This window comes from Methylobacterium sp. Leaf104, assembly GCF_001422885.1.
Lineage (GTDB): Bacteria > Pseudomonadota > Alphaproteobacteria > Rhizobiales > Beijerinckiaceae > Methylobacterium.
Window position 1 is genome coordinate 433,850 of record NZ_LMMZ01000012.1, and the last position, 19,681, is coordinate 453,530.

A 19,681-nucleotide genomic window follows, 5' to 3' on the forward strand; every position below is an offset into this window, starting at 1 on the left:
GAACCCGGGAGGAAGGGCCGGCCGGGCACGGGGGAACCGACGGGCCGCCACGGCCCGAGGCGGGACTGAAGGCAGGACCGATGGCTGAGCACACGCACGATCACCACGAACACGACCACGCGCATCACGGGCCTGCACCCGCCCATGCCGGGCACGGCCACGGGGGTGGGCATTCGCATGGCGGCCATTCCCATGCGCCGGCCACTTTCGGGCGGGCCTTCGCCATCGGCATCGGCCTGAACATCGTCTTCGTGATCATCGAGGCGGTCTACGGTTTCGCCAGCGAGTCCATGGCCCTGGTGGCGGATGCCGGCCACAACCTCTCGGACGTGCTCGGGCTCGTCGTCGCCTGGATCGCCTCGGTGCTGGTCAAGCGCGCGCCCACCGCCCGCTTCACCTACGGCCTGCGCGGCTCCTCGATCCTGGCCGCCCTGTTCAACGCGGTGTTCCTGCTGGTGGCCACCGGCGCCATCGCCTGGGAGGCGGTCGCCCGCCTGATCGCCCCCGAGCCGCAGCCGGTGGCGGGCCTGACCGTGATGGTGGTGGCCGGCATCGGCATTCTCATCAACGGCGCCACCGCCTGGCTCTTCATGTCCGGCAAGGGCAGCGACATCAACATCCGCGGTGCCTACCTGCACATGGTGGCGGATGCCGCCGTCTCGGCCGGCGTGGTGGTGACTGGCCTCATCATCGTGCTGACGGGGGCGGCCTGGATCGACCCCCTGGTCAGCCTCGTCATCGCCGGCCTCATCGTCTGGGCGACCTGGGGCCTCCTGCGCGACAGCGTGGTGATGTCCCTCTCGGCGGTGCCGCCCGGCATCGACCCGGCGGCGGTGGGGGCCTACCTGCGCGACCGCGCCGGCGTCTCGGACCTGCACGACCTCCACATCTGGCCGATGAGCACCACCGAGATCGCCCTGACGGCCCATCTCGTGATGGCGGAGGGACACCCGGGCAACGGCTTCCTCATCGCCACCGCCGCCGAGCTGAGAACGCGCTTCGGCATCGGCCACGCCACCCTGCAGATCGAGGAGGCGGGCGGCCCCGCCTGCGCGCTCGCCGGAGACTGCACCGCATGATCCGCGCCTTCGTCGTCGGCCATCCCATCGCGCATTCGCGCTCGCCCCTGATCCACGGCCATTGGCTCGGCGAGCACGGCATCGACGGCAGCTACGAGCGGGTCGACGTGGCGCCGGAGGCCTTTCCGAGTTTCCTGGCGTCCCTGCGCGAGAAGGGATTCGCGGGCGGCAACGTCACCATCCCGCACAAGGAGGCGGCGTTCGAACGCGTCGAATCCCGGACGCCGCGCGCGGAGAAGATCGGGGCGGTCAACACGCTGTTCTTCGACGGGTCCGAGCGCCTCTGCGGCGACAACACCGACGCCCCGGGCTTCATCGCCCATCTCGATCAGAGCCTCGGCCTCGGCTGGACCGAGCGCGGCGCCGGCACCGCCCTGGTGCTCGGTGCCGGCGGAGCCGCCCGCGCCATCGTGGTCGGCCTGCTCGAGCGCGGCCTCTCTCGGATCTGGGTCGCCAACCGGACGCTGGCCCGGGCCGAGGCCCTCGCGGCGCTCGATCCCGCCCGGGTCGAGGCCGTGGCCTGGCACGACCTGCCCGACGCCATGGCGCGGACGGGACTCCTCGTGAACACCACCTCCCTCGGCATGGTCGGCCACCCGCCCCTCGATCTCGACCTCCTGCCTCTGCCCGAGGACGCGACGGTGGCCGACATCGTCTACGCGCCCCTGGAGACGCCCCTCCTCGCCGCGGCTCGGGCGCGGGGACTGCCCGCCGTCGACGGCCTCGGCATGCTGCTGCACCAGGCGGTGCCGGGCTTCGCGCGCTGGTTCCGGACGACGCCGAGCGTGACGCCGGCCCTGCGCGCCCGCATCGTCGCCGACCTGGCACCCGCGTGAGCCGGTCCGTCATCCTCGGGCTCACCGGTTCGATCGGCATGGGCAAGTCGGCCACGGCGGCGATCTTCGCGCGCCACGGAGTGCCCGTCCACGACGCGGACGCGGCCGTGCATGCCCTCTACGGCGTCGGCGGCGCGGCCGCCGCAGCCATCGGCGCGGCCTTCCCCGGCACCCTGGACGCGGACGGTGCCGTCGACCGGACGCGCCTGCGCGAGGCCGTGATCGGCGCGCCCGACCGCCTCGCCGCCCTGGAGGCCCTGGTCCACCCCCTGGCCCAGGCCGCGGCCCGCGACTTCCTCGCGCGCCACGCGGACGCGCCCCTGGTACTCCTCGACATCCCGCTCCTGTTCGAGACCGGGGCCGATGCCCGCTGTGACGCGGTGCTGGTCGTCACGGCACCCCTGGACGTGCAGCGCGCCCGGGTGCTCGCCCGGCCCGGCATGGATGCGGCGACCTTCGAGGCGATCCGCGCCAAGCAGCTGCCCGATGCCGAGAAGCGGGCCCGGGCCGACTTCGTCCTCGACACCAGCCTGGGCTTCGACCACGCCGAGGCCGAGGTGGCGGCGATCATCCGGAACCTCACCGCGGGACCGGTGCCGGTTGCGCCTTGACGCGGCCTGGGGAGGGCGCATGGTCCGGTGGCCGAACGCCACCCTCCAGGATCCTTCGATGCTGCGCGAGATCGTCCTCGACACCGAGACCACCGGCACGGACGCCAAGAACGGCGACCGCCTGATCGAGATCGGCTGCGTCGAGCTGATCAACCACGTCCAGACCGGCAAAGTCTTCCACAAACTCGTGAATCCGACCCGGCCGGTCTCACAGGGCGCCTTCGCGGTGCACGGTATCTCGGACGCCATGCTGGCCGACAAGCCGCTCTTCGCCGACATCGTCGACGAATTCCGCGACTTCTGCGGCGACTCGCCCCTGGTGATCCACAACGCGCCCTTCGACGTCGGCTTCCTCAACATGGAATATGCCCGCCTCGGCGCGGCCGCCCCTCCGCCCATCGACCTCGCCGACGTCGTCGACACCCTGCAGCTCGCCCGCCGCAAGCACACGGGGGCCGCCAACAACCTCGACGCCCTGTGCTCGCGCTACGGCATCGACACCACGCGGCGGACCAAGCACGGCGCGCTCCTCGACGCGCAGATCCTGGCCGAGGTCTATGTTGAGCTCCTCGGCGGCAAGCAGACCAGTCTCGGGCTCGCCATGACGGAGGTCGAGGCGGTGGTGGTGATCGGGGATGGTGGCGAGGCCGTGCCGGTCGGCCCGCGCCAGCTGCGCCACCGCCTCAGCGAGACCGAGCGCGCCCGGCACGCGACCTTCATCGCCACCCTCGGCGGCGGGGCGGTCTGGAGCGACTACCTTGGCGGAGAGGAGACGGCCTAGGGGCCGCCGAACCTGCCCGCACCGGTGCGGATCCGGCGTCCCACGATGCTGCGATGCATCGTGCCGCCATGTTGCATCGCAGCGAAGACCTCCCATATACCATCCTGGTGGATGGTAGCGGGAAGGTACGATGCTCGATCTCGAGGACAAGCCCAGGGCGCCGATCCGGGTCGGTGACACCGAGAAGATCACGATCAATCTCGGCTACGTCGACCTCGGCCACATCGACCTTCTCGTGTCCGAGAGCGTCTACGCCAACCGGAGCGACTTCATCCGCACGGCCGTGCGCAACCAGATCGCCCGCCACGGCGACGTCACACGACAATCGGTCGCCCGCAAGGGCGTCGAACTCGGCCTGCGCCGCTACGAGCGGGCCGAACTCGAGGCGGCCCGCGCCAGCGGCATCCGCCTCGACATCCGCGTCCTCGGGCTCGCCAGCATCGCGCCCGACGTCAGCCCGGAACTGGCCCGCGACGCCATCGCGTCGATCGAGGTCATGGGAAGCCTGCAGGCGACCCCGGGTGTGAAGGCGGCCCTCGCCGACCGCTTTCTCTAGACTGCGTCCCAACCCGCGTTCCCGACCTCGCATGGTTCGACGCCCCGTCGAGCCGGAAAGCGAAACCCATGACCGATTCTTCGAAGACCGACCCTTCGAACCGGATGCAGAACCGCCTCGCCGACATGATGGAGGCGACGCGCCTCACTGCGGCCGGACGCCTGCAGGACGCGACGGACCTGCTGCAGCGCGGCTTCACCGGCGCATCGCCCGCGTCCCGGCCCCAGGCGGGGCACACCGCTCCGGCCGCCGAACCCCACACCATCGACCTAGTGGCCGAGCGCATCGAGACCGGTCCCGCCGTCCAGCGCACCACCCCCGACCGGTCCGGGGCCTCGGTCAAGGCCGCCGCGAATCCTTCCTCCAAGCCGGGTTCCTCCAAGGCTGCTTTCTCCAAACCGGGTTCGGCCGCCGGCGAGGAGGCCGGTCTCGCCGCGATCCTGCCGGAGAGGCTGCGCAAGGTCGTCGAGACGGTGACGCGGGGAATCGCCCCGGTTCTCGGCGGCCTCGGGAAGGCTGGCCACGGCATCCCGAACCCGGGCGCCTCGGGTCCCGCAGGCTCCGGACTTCCGGGCGGAGGCTTCGTCGGCAATCTCGGCACCCTCGTCTCGGGGCTTGCCGGCGGCCTCGGCTCGTCGGGCACTGACCAGGCCCGTGCGCCCCTTACCGAGGGCGGCAGCTTCACCGAGCACAGCTTCGCCAATGCGGCCGGCGCGCGGGACTACAAGCTCTTCGTTCCCAGCGACGTCCGTCCCGACCTGCCCCTGGTGGTGATGCTGCACGGCTGCACCCAATCGCCGGACGACTTTGCCGCCGGCACCGGCATGAACGCCCTCGCCGAGGCCGAGGGCTTCCTCGTCGCCTATCCGGCGCAGAGCGGGCGTGCCAACGGCCAGCGCTGCTGGAACTGGTTTCAGCCCGTCGACCAGGGCCGGGATTCCGGCGAGGCCGGGATCATCGCCGGGCTCACCCGCGCGATCATCGCCGAGCACCGGGTCGACCCGGCGCGCGTCTACATCGCCGGCCTGTCGGCGGGTGCCGCCGCGGCGGTGAACATCGCCCGGGCCTATCCCGACCTGTACGCGGCGGTGGGGATCCATTCCGGCCTCGCGGCGGGCTGTGCCCGCGACGTCTCGACCGCGCTGACGGTGATGCGCCTGGGCCCCGTGGCCGCCGCCGACTGTGCGGCGTCCGCGGTGCGGGTGCCCACCATCGTGTTCCACGGCGAGAGCGACGGCACCGTCAACCCGCGCAACGGCGAGCAGGCGCTGGCCCAGGCCGGCATCGACGGGCTGACGCCCGAGGCGGCCGAGGCGGTGAGCCCGGGCGGCCTGCCCTACACCCGCACCCGCTACGCCGACGCGGACGGCCGGGTCGCGGTGGAGGGCTGGATCGTGCGCGGCCTCGGCCATGCTTGGTCCGGCGGCAGCCCGGCCGGCAGCTACACCGATCCGCGCGGACCGGATGCCACGCGGGCGATGCTCGACTTCTTCCGGGCCAATCCCCTGGCGGCGGGCCGGGCCTGAGCGTCCGGCGGGTCAGCCCACCGCCACGTTGTCGATGAGGCGCGTGCGGCCGAGATAGGCCGCCGCCAGCACTCGGGCCGGTCGGGTCGCGCGCTCGACCGGCGCCAGCGTCTCGGCATCGCGGACTTCGAGATACTGCACCGGCTCGAATCCCGCCGCCGCCAGCGCGGCCCGGCCCCGTTCGATCAGGGGACCGGCGTCCGCGCCGGCCGCGAGGCCCGCGGCGATCTCGGTCAGGACGGCATGGAGGCGCGGCGCGCGGGACCGCTCCTCGGGCGCGAGGTAGCGGTTGCGCGAGGACAGGGCGAGGCCGTCCGCCTCCCGCAGGGTCGGGACGCCCAGGATCTCCACGGGCAGGTCGAGGTCGCGCACGGCGCGGCGGATCACCAGGAGCTGCTGGTAGTCCTTCTCGCCGAAGAGGGCGCAGTCCGGCTGGACCTGGTTGAGGAGCTTGGTCACCACCGTGGCGACGCCGGAGAAGTGGCCGGGCCGGTAGGCGCCGCACAGACCCTCCGTGAGGCCGCCGACCTCGATCCGGGTCGCGAAATGCTCGGGATACATGCCGGAGACTTCCGGCAGATAGGCCGCATCGACGCCCGCCTCCGCCAGCCGGGCGAGGTCCGCCGCGGTGTCGCGGGGATAGCGCGAGTAATCCTCGTTCGGACCGAACTGGGTCGGATTGACGAAGATGCTCGCCACCACGCGCCGGCCGAGGCTGCGCGCCCGCGCCATCAGGGCGACGTGGCCGGCATGGAGCGCCCCCATCGTCGGCACCAGCACCACCCGCTCGCCGGCAAGCCGCCAGGCGGCGACCTCCGCCCGCAAGGGAGCGACGGCCGTGAACCGGAGCAGGGGAGTGGGATCGGACATCGGCACCTCGTCCTCGGCAGAACTTCGGCGGGAATCGCGCCTCGGGCGCGAGACCTAATCGCACCGCCGCGGGGATGCCAGACGCCTTAGGGACAATAGGGCCGCAGCGGCCGTCCGTAGGGATCGTCCACTCCGAGGGGCGGGGTGAAGCCGTAATAGCTCGGCTTGCCGAGGCCGTAGGCCGAGCCGACGTAGCTCGGGTCGCCGGGGGCGTCGGTGGGGATCGGAACCCGGCGGGGAATGCAGCCGGCCAGCCGCCGGCGCGGCACCGGTGCGCGGTGGACCACCCCGCCCTCCTCCTCCGCCCGCGGGAAGTAGCGCGGCAGGCCCTCGGGCTCCGCCGCGTAGCCCTCGGCCGCGCGGCCGGGGGTCGGGAAGGCGAGACCGCCGAAATCCGCCGCACCGGCGGGGACCGCCACCAGCCCGGCCAGGAGCACGAGCGCCGGCACCGGGCCGCCCCGTCTGATCGCCACAAAGCCACGCCGCATCGGGTCCACTCCTCGCCGGACGAGGGTGGCAGGCAGGCGTGAACCGAGCGTTAACCATACGTCTCCGCGATGACCCGGCCGATCGCCGCATGGGCGGCGTCGCGGGCCTCGCTCGGGGCGTCCGATCCCGTCAGGTAGACCGCCGCCACCAGGGGCGCCCGGGCCGGCGGGCGCAGGAGCGCCACCACGTTGGCGGTGCCGTTGGACCCGGTGCCGGTCTTGTCGCCGACGCCCCACGACGCCGGAAGCCCGGCCCGAAGGCGCTTCGTCCCGGTGCGGGAGGCCGTCATCCAGCCCTCGAGGCGGGCACGGCCGGCCTCCGTCAGCGTCGGGCCGAGGAGGATCTTCGCGACGGTCGCCGCCATCGTGGCGGGCCGGGTGGTGTCGCGGGGATCGCCGGGCACGGCCGAATTCAGGTCGGGCTCGGTCCGGTCGAGGCGGGTCGCCGGGTCGCCGAGGTCCCGGCACCAGGCGGTCAGGGCCGCGGGCCCGCCGAGGGCGCCGAGCAGGAGGTTGGCGGCGGTGTTGTCGCTCCAGACCATGGCGGCCGCGCACAGGGCCTCCACCGACATCCCCCCGGCCTCCGGGCCGCCCGCCCTCAGCGCGCCCCCGGTGACGGGAGCGTAGGCGTCGAGGTCGGCCGCGCCGTAGGCGAGGCGCCGGTCGAGCCGTTCGCGGCCGGCCTCGACACGAGCCAGGATCGCCGCGGCGAGGAGCAGCTTGAAGGTGCTGCACAGCGGAAAGGCGGCCTCGGCGTCGTGCAGGAGGGCGGGTCCGCCGCCCGTGTCGAGGACGGCGATCCCGGCCCGGCCGCCGAGTTCTCCGGCGATCCGCGCGAGCGCCGCCTCGGCCTCGGCGAACCGGCCGGCGGTTCCGCGATCCGGCCGGGCCTGCGCCGCCCCCGGCCGCGGCAGCGCGGGCAGGAGGGTCCCCGCCCCGAGGAGGGTCCGTCGCGTCAGGCGCATGGGATTCCAGAACGGTCGCGGCGAGGTCACGGTGCGGTCCGCGCCCGTCCGTCGAGGGGGGCGAGGCGGGTGGGTGCCGCCGCGGCCGGGGCGGTCGCGACGACGGGACGTCCCAGGGCGCGGGCGAGGTCCGGCAGGTCCAGCGCGGTCGCGGGGCCGGGCCCGTAGAGCCTGGCATCGAGAGCCTCGAGGCCCGCGGCGATCTCCGGCTCGGCCCGCCAGGCGCGGGCGAGGTCCGGCTGCTCCAGGAGCACGGGATCGAGATGGGCGCGGAAGGCCCGGGCATCCCGGGCCGCGGCGGCGCGGCCCAGCGCCCGGCGCGTCCGGGCGTCGAGGCGCCGGCGTCCGGGGCGGCTCCCGGTGCCGAAGCCAAGCAGGGCGAGGCCGAGGCCGAAGGCGCCGAGGGCCGCCGTCGCCACCACGAGGGGGGAGGCCGGCAGGACGGGTTTCGCCTCGTCGTCCCGGTCGGGCAGGCCGCCGCCGATCTGGCGGGCCGGGATCTCGGCCTCGCGCAGGGTGCGCGAGACGGTGTCGAACCACGGGATGACGATCGCGTCGAGGGGAATGATCTCCTCGATCGCGGGGCGCACGTCCCACTGGTAGGTCACGCGGGCCACGGGTCCGGCGGGGGTGATCAGGGTCTCGCGGGTCACCGGCCCGGCGAAGGTGAGGATGCCGCGGGTGCGCATCACCGGGCGGGGCGGCAGCCCCTCGGCGACCATGCCCTGCGCCTCCAGGGTGACGATGCGCCGGGTGGTCTCGCCGAGCTTCACCGTCTCGGGATCGGGGCTCCAGGAATCGGTGATCGTGACGTCCTTGGCCGGCAGCCACCACGGCTCCTTGGCGTCGGGGCCGCCGACCGGTTTCGTCCAGGTGGCGACGGGCAGCGTCACCGGGGCCGAGGGCACGTCGACGACGACCCGCTGGCCGCCGTCGTTGACGGTGAGGCGGTGCAGGAACGGATCGATGGTGAAGTCGCCCGGATGGTGCGGGAAGATCGCCACGACCCGGTCGAAGGCGATCGCCACCTGCCCGTCGGGCAGCCGGGTCTTCGACCAGGCGTCGCGGCCGAGCTGCGTCCAGCTGAAATTGGCCAGCGACGGCTGGATCACCTCCTCCAGCAGGATCGGCTGCCGGTAGACCCCGTGGATGCGCAGCAGCACCATCTCGCGGGAGAACGGATCGGCGTTGCCGTTGCGCTCCGGGGTCACCGTGAGGGTGAGGTCGCCGGGGCCGATCTCGGCCCGGGCGGGGAGGGGCGCGAGGCAGGTGAGGACCAGGGCGAGACACGCCGTCAAACCCCTCTCCCGCGCGGGGGAGCGGGGGGGCTGCATCACATTCACCATGGGTTGCTTCCCCCCGGCACCGCCGTGCCGGCCTCGATGCGGGCCGCCTGCTCCGCCTTCAGGCGCAGCTTGAGATACCGTCCGGGATCGTCCGGCAGGGTCTGCAGCCAGAGGCGGTCGGGGCGGATCTCGTGGGCCTCGAAGCTCTTCGTCACCCGGCGCACCTCGCGCTCGGGGGCCGCCGCGACCATGGCCGAGCCCGCCCCCGTGCGGCCGCGCCCGGCCGCGTCGCTGGCGGAGCCCCGGGCCTCGCCCTTGCCGGAATCCACCGAGACCTGCTCGGCCTTGCCGCGCCGGGCGACCTTGCTGTTGCCCGGCGTCGAGGAGGTGGTGCCGCCCTCCTTGTTGCCGGCCAGGCCCTCGCCGCTGGAGGTGGCCTGGGTGTCGTCGTTGGGATCCTGGTTCGAGGTCTTGTTGTAGCGCGCGCCCACGGTGGCGGTGGCGTTGGCGACACCCCCGCCCTTGCCGGGATCGCCGGCGCCCTCGTCGACGAGGCGGGCGATCAGCGAGCGGTTGGCCTGCGCGTCGGCATCGCGCGGGTTGTACTGGAGCGCGGCGTCGTAGGCATCCAGCGCCCCCTGCAGGTCGCCGGACTTCGCCAGCGCATTGCCGAGGTTGTAGCTGTTGCGCCGGCCGCCGGCGCGGAACAGGGCGGCGGCTTCCGTGTAGCGCCCGGCCTGATAGAGGGCCGGGCCGCGCCAGGCCGGATCGTCGAACACCCGGGCCGCGGCCCCGGGCAGGCCGGCCCCCATCAGGGCGCGGCCGAGGCTGGTGCGCGGCTGCGCCGTGGCGGTCAGGCCGAGGATGCCGGCCCCGGCGAGCCCGAGGGCGGCGAGGCGCGCCCAGCGGGTCCAGCCGCGGGGAAGGGCGGGCAGGCGGGCGGACAACGAACCGGTCGCCATCAGGCGCTCCTGCGGAACAGGACGAGGGCCGGCAGCAGGGCCAGCAGGACGAGCCAGCGCCCGAGATCGGCGAAGGCCAGCACGGTGTAGCCCCCGACGGCGAGGTGCTGGGCGGTGCTGGCGCCCACCGCGTCGAGCACCGCGGCCGGGCTGTCCAGGAGGGCGAAGCGGCCCGCGCCGGCATCGGCCAGGCGCTCGAGGGCGCCCCGGTCGGGCTTGGGCGAGCCCGCCGGCAGGCCGGGGCCGTCGGGCACGAAGAGGCCGTGCAGGTGCCAGCCCTTGGCCCGGATCGCGGTGGCCTCGCGCAGGGCCGCGTCGCCGATGCCGTCGCCGTCGGTGACGAGGACCACGTCGCCCGCGATCACGCCGGCCTCCTCCAGGGTGCGGCGGGCGAGCGCGAGGCCGCGCTCGGGATGGGTGCCCCGGTCCGGCACGGTGTCGCCGTCGAGGGCGAAGAGGGTCGAGGACAGGGCGTCCCGGTCCGTGGTCGGCGGCGCGGCGAGATAGGCGTCGCCGGCATAGACCACCACCGCGACGCTGCGGGTGCCGGCGGCCTCGGCGGCCCCCTGCGCGACCTGGCGCACGTCCTTGAGGTGCCCGCCCTCCGCGATGGAGCGCGACAGGTCGACCACCACCACGGTCGCGTCGAGGTTGCGGAAGGTGGCGGCGTCCGGGCGCTCCACCGCCGGGCCGGTCAGGGCCAGGGCGACGAGCCCGGCCGCGATCGCCGCGGCGAGGTTCGCCTGCCGGCGTCCACCGAGCACCGCCCCGCGCCGGGCCAGCAGCGCCATCAGGCCGGGATCGACGGCCCGGGTCCAGTCGCCGAGCGGTGCCGAGCGCCAGGCGGCGCGCAGCGCCAGGGCGGCCACGAGGGGGATCGCCACCAGCCACCAGGGCCGCAGGACGGCGAGGGTGTCGAGGAAGCTCATGCGGTCCGCCGCGACGCGAGGAGGCCGGCCGCGGCCAGGAAGGCGAGGGCGGCGGGCCAGGGCCAGAGGTCCTTGCGCAGGGGCACCGGCGGCGCCTTGGCGCGCCCGCCCTCGATCGCGTCGATGGCCTCCGCCATGGCGACGAGGTCGTCGGTGGTCTTCACGCGGAACATCCGGCCGCCGGTGAGGTCGGCGATGTCCCGCAGGGTCTCGGTGTCGACGACGTCCTGCTCGCCGTCGGCGTTGGAGAGGTCGCGGGGGCCCAGCGCGATGGTGTGGACGCGGACGCCGAGCTCCTTGGCGAGACCGGCCACGTCCCGGGGCGTGGTCTGGCCGGCATTGTTGGCGCCGTCGGTCATCAGGATCACCACCTTGGCGGTGGCGGCCGGCGCGCCCTCGGCCCCCGGCCCGGCCGGGGTCAGGCGCTTGAGGGCGAGGCCGAGACCGTCGCCGATGCCGGTGGAGCGGCCGACGAGGCCGATGGTCGCCTCGTCGAGGGCGCGGGCGACGGTGGCGGTGTCGAAGCTCGGGCTCGCGGCGACGTAGGATTCGTTGGCGAAGATGACGAGGCCGATGCGGTCGCCGGCCCGGCGGCGGATGAAGTCGGTGCCGACGCGCTTGACCGCGGCGAGCCGGGTCACGGTCTGGCCGTCGAGGGCGAAGTCGCGCCGCTCCATCGAGCCCGAGAGGTCCATCACCAGCATGATCTCCCGGCCCGAGGCCGGCAGGGCGGTGGCCGGCAGGACGAGGCGCGGCCCCGCCAGGGCGACCACCAGGGCCGCCCACAGGGTCCAGACCAGGAGGGTGCGCCCGCGCCCGCGCGCCGCCACGCTGTCGCCCCGGGCGGCCTCGGCCACCAGGGAGGGGGGCACCCGCAGGGCGCCGCTCGCCCCGACCCGCTCGGGCGGCATCAGCCTCGCCGCCAGGAGCGGCAGGGGCAGGAGCAGCAGGGCATAGGGACTCGCGAGGTCGAAGGCCGAGGCGAGGGCGGTGAGCCAGTGTGGCAGAAATCCGCTCGGGAGGGCCGTCAGCATGGCTCAGGCCCCGATCCGGGCGAACAGCCGCGCCAGCTCGGCATCCACCGCGGCCGGCTCGGGCGCGCCGCGCTGGTAGAGCCCCTCGGCGAAGATCCGGCCCGCGCCGGCGCTGAAGAAGGTCGTGGCGAAGAGGCGGTCGAGGGCGCCGGCCCAGGCCGATCCCTCCGCGTCCGCCGCCGCGTCGCCCTGGAGTGTGCGGGCGAGGCGGCGCAGCAGCTGCGCCTGCGCCACCCGGCGGTGCTCCGGCGGCAGGGCGTTGGCGGCGGCGAGGTCGGCCAGGGCCGCCCGCCGGACCGAGCCGCGCCGGCGCGCCCGCAACAGGCGCAGCAGGCCGAGGACGAGGGCCGCCGTGAAGCCCAGCGCGATGGCGAGCATCACCGCGCCCTGCGCCCCGCCCGTCTCGGCGGGCAGGTGCAGGCCGCGCAGCTGCTCGAGCCCCGCCGGGGCCTCGGGCGTCACCGTGCCCCTCCCTGTCGGCTTGGTCCCCGGGACCCTGATATCCGAGAGCCTGGCGCCCTACAGCATCGCATCGAGGCGCTCCATCAGCGGCGCGTAGGCCTCCGGACCGGCCTCGACGTCGAGGCGCAGGCCCGCGATGCCGCGCTGGGCATAGGCGACGAGGCGGGCATCGGTGCCCGGGGAGGCCCGCTCGGCCCGGCTCGCCTGCACGGTGCCGCGCCGGCCGTCCGGCGTGGCGAAGGGGTAGAAGCCCGGCGGCCGGGCGCGCTCGAAGGCGTCGCTGACGAGGACGAGGCGGATCGACAGGCGCTCGGCCATGATCGTCAGGAGGGGGTCGAAATCCGTCCCCGGCGCGTCGAGGGCGCTGCCGACGACGAGGTGGCCGCCGGAGGGCAGCAGGCTCTGGGCGAGGGTCAGGGCCGGCGCGAGGGGCGGGTCCTCGGCGGCGCCGTCGGCCAGGGCGCGGGCATGGGCCAGCGCCAGGGCGCCGGTGAGCGCGGTCATCGCCCGCTCGCCGCCGGCGGGCCGCACCACCACGGGCTCGCCGGCGCCGATCGCGACGAGGCCGATGCGGCCGCCGTCGCCGACGATGCGCCAGCCGAGCAGGACCAGGGCTTCCGCCGCCGCCACCGAGCGCAGGGCGCGGCGGGTGCCGAACAGCATCGAGGGCCGCATGTCGGCCAGCAGCACCACGGCGCGGTCGCGCTCGTCGTGGTGGGTGCGCACGTGCAGGATGCCGGTGCGGGCGGTGGCGTTGCGGTCGATGTGCCGGCGGTCGTCGCCCTCGGACCAGAGGCGCACGTCGTCCGGCTCGGAGCCGCGCCCGCGCCGCCGGGTCACGATCCCGCCGGGCAGGCCCGCCAGCGTCCGGGTGGCCGGGCCGGAGCCGCGCCGGGCGAGGTGGCGCAGGCCCATCAGCGCCTCGCCGGAGAGGTGGATGCCCGGCGCCATCAGCGGGTCGGTGGCCGGCAAGGGAGCTGCGGCTGCGGCTGGGGCCGGGCTCGGCACGGTCATGGTCCCGCTCAGAGCGCCCGCACCCGCTGGACGAGGCCGCGGATGATGCCCCGCGCCGTCTGGCCCTCGGCGGCGGCGCGCCAGGTCAGGCCGATGCGGTGGGCCAGCGCGTCCGCGGCGAGCTCCGCCACGTCCTCGGGGACGACGTGGTCGCGGCCGCGCAGGTAGGCCCGCGCCTTGCCGGCCACCATCAGCGCCAGGGTGCCGCGCGGGGAGGCCGGGTGCTCGATGGCGGCGCGGAGATCGGGGGCCGCCGCGTCCGTGCGGGTCCCGGCCACCAGCCGCACGAGGTAGTCCTTGAGGGCGGGCGAGACGTAGACGTTGAGGGCGGCCTCGCGGGCGGCGCGGATCTCCTCGACGGAGAGCCGCACCGGCATCGCCTCGGCGTGGTGGTTGAGCTCGCCCTCCACGAGATCGAGGATGCGCCGCTCGGCGGCCTCGTCGGGCATCTCCACCAGGACGTGGAGGAGGAAGCGGTCGAGCTGCGCCTCGGGCAGCGGGAAGGTGCCCGCGTGCTCGATCGGGTTCTGGGTCGCCACCACCATGAACGGGTCGGGCAGGGCATGGGTGTGGCCCGAGACCGTGATCTGGCCCTCGGCCATGGCCTCGAGCAGCGCCGACTGCACCTTCGGCGGCGCGCGGTTCACCTCGTCGACGAGGACGAGGGAGTGGAACAGGGGGCCGGGCAGGAACTCGAAGTCGCCGGCATCCTGGCGCCAGACCGTGGTGCCGGTGAGGTCGGCCGGCATCAGGTCGGGGGTGCACTGGATGCGGGCGAAGCTGCCGTCGAGCCCGTCCGACAGGCGCTTGACCGCGCGGGTCTTGGCGAGGCCGGGAGCGCCCTCGATGAGGAGGTGGCCCCCGGTGAGGAGGCCGATGAGGAGGCGCTCGACCATGGCGTCGGCGCCGATGAGCCCGTGCAGAAGGCCGTCGCGAAGCGCGAGGATGCGTGCCCGCAGGGCGGCGTCCACGGGGGGCGCGCCGGTGGCCGGCCGTTCGGCGAGGGCCGCGCCGCTCATGCGGACGGGCTCGCGCCGGCCGCACGCAGCGCCCGGATCATGTGTGGGGCAGGAACGGTGGGCCGGTCCATGCGCGTCTCCTCGGTGATCTTTTTTGGGTCGGATTCTTGCGCGATCCGCCGCCTTCGGGTGTGCCCGCTGCGTAGGCCGGGCGTCAATCCCGCCCCGGCATCCGCGAGGCCGCAGGGCGCGCGCCCGGGTGCCCTGTGCGGACACAACTTTGCGGGCGCGGCCCGCGCGGAAGCGCCGGTCCGGTCCGGCTCAGAGCTTCTTCGACATGGGCGCCGCACCATGGCCGGCCATGCCGTCGCAGCAGCAGGCGGCCTTCCGGGTCCGGGACGGTTTCATGCCCCCCGCCCGCATGTCCATCTTGGCCTTGCCGCACATCGTGGCGCCGCCGCCTCCGCAGCACCCGGCGGCCTGGGCGGAAACGAGGCTGGCCAGGGCGAGGCCGGCGGCCAGGGCGAGGGCGGTCAAACACGTCGGCATCGGGATGAGTCCTGCTGAGGCGGGAAGATGTGGCAGATCTAGTTGGAAAACCGCCCGCTTCCAGCCGAAACGCCATCGTTCGTGATCGCGAACCGGCGCCCGGCCCCGCGCGTTCCCCCGGCCCCTGCCGGAGGCGCCGCCCGTGACCACCGACCTCTTCCCCGACTTCGCCGCTCCCTGGATCGACATTCCGGCCGGGCGCTTCTTCGCCCGCATCGGCGGGCCGGAGGACGCGACGCCGGTGCTCCTCCTCCACGGCTTCCCGCAGAGCCATGCCTGCTGGCACCGGATCGCGCCGGCCCTGGCCGAGCGCCACCGCGTGATCTGCCTCGACCTCAAGGGCTACGGCTGGTCGGCCGCGCCGGCGGGCGACCCGCGCCACGAGGCCTATGCCAAGCGCACGCTCGCGGCCGAGGTGGTGGCGGTGATGGAATCCCTCGGCCACGTGCACTTCGCCCTCGTCGGGCACGACCGGGGCGCCCGCCTCGGCTACCGCCTCGCCCTCGACGAGCCGGGGCGGATCGCCCGGCTGGCCCTCCTCGACATCCTGCCGACCCTGGTCCAGTGGGAGCGGATCGAGGCCGACCCGCGCAAGCCCTCGCACTGGCACTTCCTGGCCGAGGCCGCGCCGGGGCCCGAGCAGGCCATCGGCCGGAATGCGGATTCCTATTTCGAGGGGCTCCTGCGCGACTGGAGCGGAGACACGTCCCTCGACGCCTTCGCCCCCGCCGCGCTCCATCTCTACCGGCAGGCCTGGGGCGTGCCCGAGCGCATCCACGCCTTCTGCGAGGATTACCGGGCGGGGGCCACCCGCGACCGCGAGGCCGACCTCGCGGACCTCGCCGCCGGGCGCCGGCTCGCCTGCCCGACCCTGATCCTCACCGGCGACGGCTACCTCGACCGCAGCGTGGAGACGCCCCTCGCCGCCTGGCAGCGCACCTTCGCGCCGGGCGCCGTCGCCGCCGAGGTCCCCTCCGGCCATTTCCTGGCCGAGGAGAACCCCGAAGCGACCCTGGCGGCCCTGCGAACCTTCCTGGGCTGACCTTTCTGGGCCGCGGCAATATCCACCGGGTGATGGTGTTCGCCCGAGCTCGTTCCCACACGCACGATCCTCGCGCCGGTTCGAAGCGTATCCCTCCGCTATCGGAAAGCGAGGCTCATGATTTCGGGGGGCGCCGCCCTGCATCGTGCCGTCAGGCCCGGAGGCGAGATCGTTCCGCTTTCCTCGCGCCCCGGCAGGAGATCTACGGAATACAACCGGGGACCCGCGAAACTTCCATCAGCGGCAGCAAATTTTGCCTGTGTTAATCATTGTTTCAGCGCCATATCACAGGAATGTGAGCGGGACGCCGCGTTCACGAGAGACCGATCAGGGTCCCGCGCCGGCATCGTCCAACGGGGACCTCCATGCGCGCGTTCAACGATCTCAAGCTCCTGGGGAAGCTCGCGCTTCCGAGCCTGGTCCTCATCCTCGTGGCGGTGGGGCTGGTGGTCCTGGCCCGCGCGAGCCTCGCCACCCTCGCGCAGAACACGACCCAGATCGTCGATGTCCGCGCCACCCGGCTCTCCGTGGCCCAGCAGCTGGCCCTGGCCGTGGACGAGGCGGTGATCGCCGAGAAGAACACCATCATCGAGACCGACGACGCGCAGATGCGCCAGGACGTCGCCCGTTACCAGGCCAGCCGCGAAGCCGCCCTGGCGGCGAACGACCGCCTGATCGCCCTCGCCGACACCGCGGAACGCCGGGGCATCCTGCAGGGCGTCCGCGGCGAGCTGGAAGCGTTCTTCGCCACCGCCGACCGCTCCATCGCCCTCGGCCTGCGCAACGAGAACGAAGCGGCCGCCCAGATCTCGAAGCGGGAGGTCCGCCCGGCCCGGCTCAGGATCGCCCAGAGCGTGGCGGCCCGCGTCGCCTCGAACCTGCGCGACCTCGAGGCCGCCAAACGGGCCGCGACCGAGACCGCGCAGGACGCCACGCGCTCCCTGGTCGTCACCGCCATCCTCGGCCTCGGCTTCGCGGTCGGCCTGCTCGCGCTCATCACGATCTACGGCGTCACCCGCCCGCTCGCCGCCATGACGGCGGCGATGGGCCGCCTCGCGGCCGGCGACCTCGCCGTGGCGGTGTCGGGCACGGCGCGGCGCGACGAGGTCGGCCTCCTCGCCCGCTCGCTCCAGGTCTTCAAGGACAACGCCCTGGAGGCCCGGCGCCTCGCCGAGGCGCAAGCGGCCGAGGACGCCGCCAAGATGCGCCGGGCCCAGCGCCTCGACGTCCTGACCAAGGCCTTCGAGACCAACGTCTCGACCCTGACCCAGGGCCTGGCGGGGGCCGCCACCGAGATGGAGGCCACGGCCCAGTCGATGAGCAGCGTCGCCGGCCAGACCAACCAGCAGACCGTGATCGTCGCGGGCGCCGCCGAGGAGACCTCCGCCAACGTCCAGACGGTGGCCGCGGCCAGCGAGGAGATGTCGGCCTCGGTGCAGGAGATCGTGAACCAGGTCAGCCTGTCGGCCCGCATCGCCGACCAGGCGGTGGAGAACGCCCAGCGGACCGACGCCACCGTGCGCCGCCTGGCCGGCACCACCGAGCGCATCGGCGCCTTCGTCGAGGTGATCTCCGGCATCGCCGCGCAGACCAACCTGCTGGCGCTCAACGCCACCATCGAGGCGGCCCGCGCCGGCGAGGCCGGCCGCGGCTTCGCCGTCGTCGCCTCCGAGGTGAAGGAACTGGCCGGGCAGACCGCCAAGGCCACGGGGGAGATCGGCGAGCGCATCACCGAGATCCGCAACGCGACCCAGGAGGCCGTCACCGACATCGAGGCCATCAGCCGGATCATCGCCGAGATGTCGCGCTACGCCGCCTCGATCGCCGCCGCCATGGAGGAGCAGGGCGCCGCGACCCAGGAGATCACCCGCAACGTGCAGGAGGCGGCGCGCGGCACCGAGGAGGTGACCACCAACATCGCCGGCGTGCGCGACGGCGCCGGCCAGACGGGGGCGGCCGCCTCCCAGGTGCTCAGCGCCGCCCAGGAACTCGCCCGGCACTCGGAGAGCCTGACCCGCGAGGTCGGCGGATTCCTCGCCGACGTGAAGGCGGCCTGAGCGGACCTCGGGGGCGGTGCCGGTCCCCCGGCGATCTCCAGGGTTGACGCCCCTGGCGGTTGGCGGGAAGGAGAACCCACCCTTCAGACGGATGCGCGGCCCCTCCCGGAGGCGGGACGGGCCGCGGCCGCCGCCCGCACGAGAGCGAACCCCGCGCATGACGACCTCCTTCCTGCCGATCGACCGCGCCGTGATCGCCCGCGAGGCGGCCAAGATGCTCCTCGAGATCAAGGCGGTGCACTTCTACCAGGAGAAGCCCTTCACCTTCACCTCGGGCTGGGCGAGCCCGGTCTACATCGACTGCCGCAAGATCATCTCGTACCCGCGCCTGCGCTCCACCCTGAACGACTTCGCCGCCGCCACCATCGTGCGCGACATCGGCTACGAGTCGATCACCCACGTGGCCGGCGGCGAGACCGCGGGCATCCCCTTCGCGGCCTGGATCTCGGACCGGCTGATGCTGCCGATGCAGTACGTGCGCAAGAAGGCCAAGGGCTTCGGCCGCAACGCCCAGATCGAGGGCGAGGTGGTGGAGGGCGCCAAGACCCTGCTGGTGGAGGACCTCGCCACCGACGGGCGCAGCAAGGCGCTGTTCTGCAAGGCCCTGCGCGATGCGGGCGCCCAGGTCGACCATTGCTTCGTGATGTTCTTCTACGACATCTTCCCCAACAGCCGCGAGCTCATGGCCGACCTCGGCGTCCAGCTGCACTACCTCACCACCTGGTGGGACGTGCTGGCGGTGGCCAAGGAGAGCGGCCATTTCGACCCGAAGATCCTCGCCGAGGTCGAGAGCTTCCTGCACGAGCCCGCCAAGTGGTCGGCGGCGCATGGCGGCATCTCCGACTACCCGCAGGCCTGATCCCGCCGCAGGCCTGATCCCGGCCGCACCGTCATGGTCCCGTCACGGGACCGCGTCAGGGCAGGACGATGATCCCCTTCCTGTCCGGGCCGCTGCCCGAAGCCGTCAACTCGGCGATCAGTCTCCTCGTCGCCTTCGGGCTCGGCACCCTGATCGGGGCCGAGCGCCAGTACCGGCAGCGCACGGCGGGCCTGCGCACCAACGTCCTGGTGGCGGTGGGCGCGGCCGCCTTCGTCGACCTCGGCATGCGCCTCGAAGGGGCGGCCGGCGGCACCCGCACGGTGGCCTACGTGATCTCGGGCGTCGGCTTCCTCGGCGCCGGCGTGATCATGAAGGAGGGCATGAACGTGCGCGGCCTCAACACCGCCGCGACCCTGTGGTGCTCGGCCGCCGTGGGCGCCTTCGCGGGGGCCGACTTCCCCCTGGAGGCCGCCTTCGTCACGGCGGCCGTGCTCGCCGGCAACACCCTGCTGCGGCCCCTCGTCAACGCCATCAACCGCGCGCCGATCGACGAGAGCCAGACCGAGGCGACCTACGAGGTCCAGGTCACGGTGCAGGCGGAGGCCGCCGGCCGTGCCCGCGACCTCCTCGTGGAGCGCCTGGAGGCGGCGAGCTACCCCGTCGGCGGCATCGAGGTGGTGGAGCGGGGCGAGGACACCGTCGAGGTGGTGGCGACCCTGGTGGCCACGGCGGTGACGGCGGACGAACTCGACGCCGTGGTGGCGGCCCTGGAGGCGATGCCGAGCATCGACCACGCCACCTGGTCGATCCAGACGGCGGATTGAGCGGCCCTGCCGGCCCACGCCGTTCGATCCC

At 74.0% G+C, this 19,681-nt stretch carries 21 protein-coding genes; 10 read left to right on the forward strand and 11 right to left on the reverse strand.

Translation table 11 applies throughout. The features are described 5' to 3' along the window. Positions 1-80: 80 nt before the first annotated feature. The 6 genes from ASF49_RS11465 to ASF49_RS11490 all read left to right on the forward strand — a co-directional run bounded on the left by ASF49_RS11465 (position 81) and on the right by ASF49_RS11490 (position 5,389). Positions 81-1,079, forward strand: a complete 999-nt coding sequence (locus ASF49_RS11465) for a cation diffusion facilitator family transporter (protein WP_056472412.1) — start codon at positions 81-83, stop codon at positions 1,077-1,079. Next, positions 1,076-1,915, forward strand: coding sequence for a shikimate dehydrogenase (locus ASF49_RS11470; RefSeq protein WP_056472415.1), 840 nt, complete (start codon positions 1,076-1,078; stop codon positions 1,913-1,915). Before ASF49_RS11465 ends, ASF49_RS11470 begins: the two co-directional genes overlap by 4 nt. After that, positions 1,912-2,526 carry a dephospho-CoA kinase gene (gene coaE / locus ASF49_RS11475; protein WP_082511150.1) on the forward strand — a complete coding sequence of 205 codons (615 nt, stop codon included), beginning with the start codon at positions 1,912-1,914 and terminating at the stop codon, positions 2,524-2,526. Before ASF49_RS11470 ends, coaE begins: the two co-directional genes overlap by 4 nt. A 58-nt stretch (positions 2,527-2,584) precedes the next feature. After that, positions 2,585-3,307 (forward strand): DNA polymerase III subunit epsilon, encoded by a 723-nt coding sequence (gene dnaQ / locus ASF49_RS11480; RefSeq protein WP_056472785.1) that lies wholly within the window; start codon positions 2,585-2,587, stop codon positions 3,305-3,307. 130 nt (positions 3,308-3,437) lie between these two features. Then, positions 3,438-3,863 (forward strand): hypothetical protein, encoded by a 426-nt coding sequence (locus ASF49_RS11485; protein ID WP_056472427.1) that lies wholly within the window; start codon positions 3,438-3,440, stop codon positions 3,861-3,863. 68 nt (positions 3,864-3,931) lie between these two features. Further along, positions 3,932-5,389, forward strand: a complete 1,458-nt coding sequence (locus ASF49_RS11490) for an extracellular catalytic domain type 1 short-chain-length polyhydroxyalkanoate depolymerase (RefSeq protein WP_243214517.1) — start codon at positions 3,932-3,934, stop codon at positions 5,387-5,389. A gap of 12 nt (positions 5,390-5,401) precedes the next feature. Here ASF49_RS11490 and panC read toward each other — a convergent pair whose 3' ends face one another. The 11 genes from panC to ASF49_RS11545 all read right to left on the reverse strand — a co-directional run bounded on the left by panC (position 5,402) and on the right by ASF49_RS11545 (position 14,907). After that, positions 5,402-6,259: a pantoate--beta-alanine ligase gene (panC, locus tag ASF49_RS11495; RefSeq protein ID WP_056472429.1), complete on the reverse strand. Its 858-nt coding sequence runs from the start codon at positions 6,257-6,259 to the stop codon at positions 5,402-5,404. Between the two features lie 86 nt (positions 6,260-6,345). After that, positions 6,346-6,747, reverse strand: a complete 402-nt coding sequence (locus ASF49_RS11500; RefSeq protein ID WP_056472433.1) for a hypothetical protein — start codon at positions 6,745-6,747, stop codon at positions 6,346-6,348. 50 nt (positions 6,748-6,797) lie between these two features. Further along, positions 6,798-7,712 carry a class A beta-lactamase gene (gene bla, locus ASF49_RS11505; RefSeq protein WP_056472437.1) on the reverse strand — a complete coding sequence of 305 codons (915 nt, stop codon included), beginning with the start codon at positions 7,710-7,712 and terminating at the stop codon, positions 6,798-6,800. Positions 7,713-7,738: 26 nt separating this feature from the next. After that, a complete protein-coding gene (locus ASF49_RS11510) occupies positions 7,739-9,046 on the reverse strand; it encodes a BatD family protein (RefSeq protein ID WP_056472791.1) in 1,308 nt (435 codons plus the stop codon). Between the two features lie 5 nt (positions 9,047-9,051). After that, positions 9,052-9,960 (reverse strand): tetratricopeptide repeat protein, encoded by a 909-nt coding sequence (locus tag ASF49_RS11515; protein ID WP_056472440.1) that lies wholly within the window; start codon positions 9,958-9,960, stop codon positions 9,052-9,054. After that, a complete protein-coding gene (locus ASF49_RS11520; RefSeq protein WP_056472444.1) occupies positions 9,960-10,889 on the reverse strand; it encodes a vWA domain-containing protein in 930 nt (309 codons plus the stop codon). The genes ASF49_RS11515 and ASF49_RS11520 overlap by 1 nt, the downstream gene beginning before the upstream one ends. Further along, a complete protein-coding gene (locus ASF49_RS11525) occupies positions 10,886-11,896 on the reverse strand; it encodes a VWA domain-containing protein (RefSeq protein ID WP_056472794.1) in 1,011 nt (336 codons plus the stop codon). Before ASF49_RS11525 ends, ASF49_RS11520 begins: the two co-directional genes overlap by 4 nt. A 30-nt stretch (positions 11,897-11,926) precedes the next feature. Then, the gene (locus ASF49_RS11530; RefSeq protein WP_056472446.1) at positions 11,927-12,385 is read right to left on the reverse strand and encodes a DUF4381 family protein; all 459 of its coding nucleotides are present in this window, start codon (positions 12,383-12,385) and stop codon (positions 11,927-11,929) included. 57 nt (positions 12,386-12,442) lie between these two features. Next, the gene (locus ASF49_RS11535; RefSeq protein WP_431739895.1) at positions 12,443-13,336 is read right to left on the reverse strand and encodes a DUF58 domain-containing protein; all 894 of its coding nucleotides are present in this window, start codon (positions 13,334-13,336) and stop codon (positions 12,443-12,445) included. A 71-nt stretch (positions 13,337-13,407) separates the two neighbouring features. Continuing rightward, positions 13,408-14,418 (reverse strand): AAA family ATPase, encoded by a 1,011-nt coding sequence (locus tag ASF49_RS11540; RefSeq protein ID WP_056472453.1) that lies wholly within the window; start codon positions 14,416-14,418, stop codon positions 13,408-13,410. Between the two features lie 261 nt (positions 14,419-14,679). Continuing rightward, entirely contained in the window at positions 14,680-14,907 is a 228-nt protein-coding gene (locus tag ASF49_RS11545; protein WP_156652962.1) for a hypothetical protein, read from the reverse strand. 142 nt (positions 14,908-15,049) lie between these two features. Between ASF49_RS11545 and ASF49_RS11550 the strand changes: the two genes are divergently transcribed. The 4 genes from ASF49_RS11550 (at position 15,050) to ASF49_RS11565 (ending at position 19,650) form a co-directional block, all read left to right on the forward strand. Continuing rightward, positions 15,050-15,949: an alpha/beta fold hydrolase gene (locus tag ASF49_RS11550; RefSeq protein ID WP_056472463.1), complete on the forward strand. Its 900-nt coding sequence runs from the start codon at positions 15,050-15,052 to the stop codon at positions 15,947-15,949. Positions 15,950-16,314: 365 nt separating this feature from the next. Then, complete coding sequence (locus ASF49_RS11555) at positions 16,315-18,006, forward strand: methyl-accepting chemotaxis protein (protein WP_056472466.1); 1,692 nt, start codon at positions 16,315-16,317, stop codon at positions 18,004-18,006. A gap of 157 nt (positions 18,007-18,163) precedes the next feature. After that, a complete protein-coding gene (locus ASF49_RS11560; protein WP_056472470.1) occupies positions 18,164-18,865 on the forward strand; it encodes an orotate phosphoribosyltransferase in 702 nt (233 codons plus the stop codon). A gap of 68 nt (positions 18,866-18,933) precedes the next feature. Then, positions 18,934-19,650, forward strand: coding sequence for an MgtC/SapB family protein (locus ASF49_RS11565; RefSeq protein ID WP_056472473.1), 717 nt, complete (start codon positions 18,934-18,936; stop codon positions 19,648-19,650). Positions 19,651-19,681: the final 31 nt, after the last annotated feature.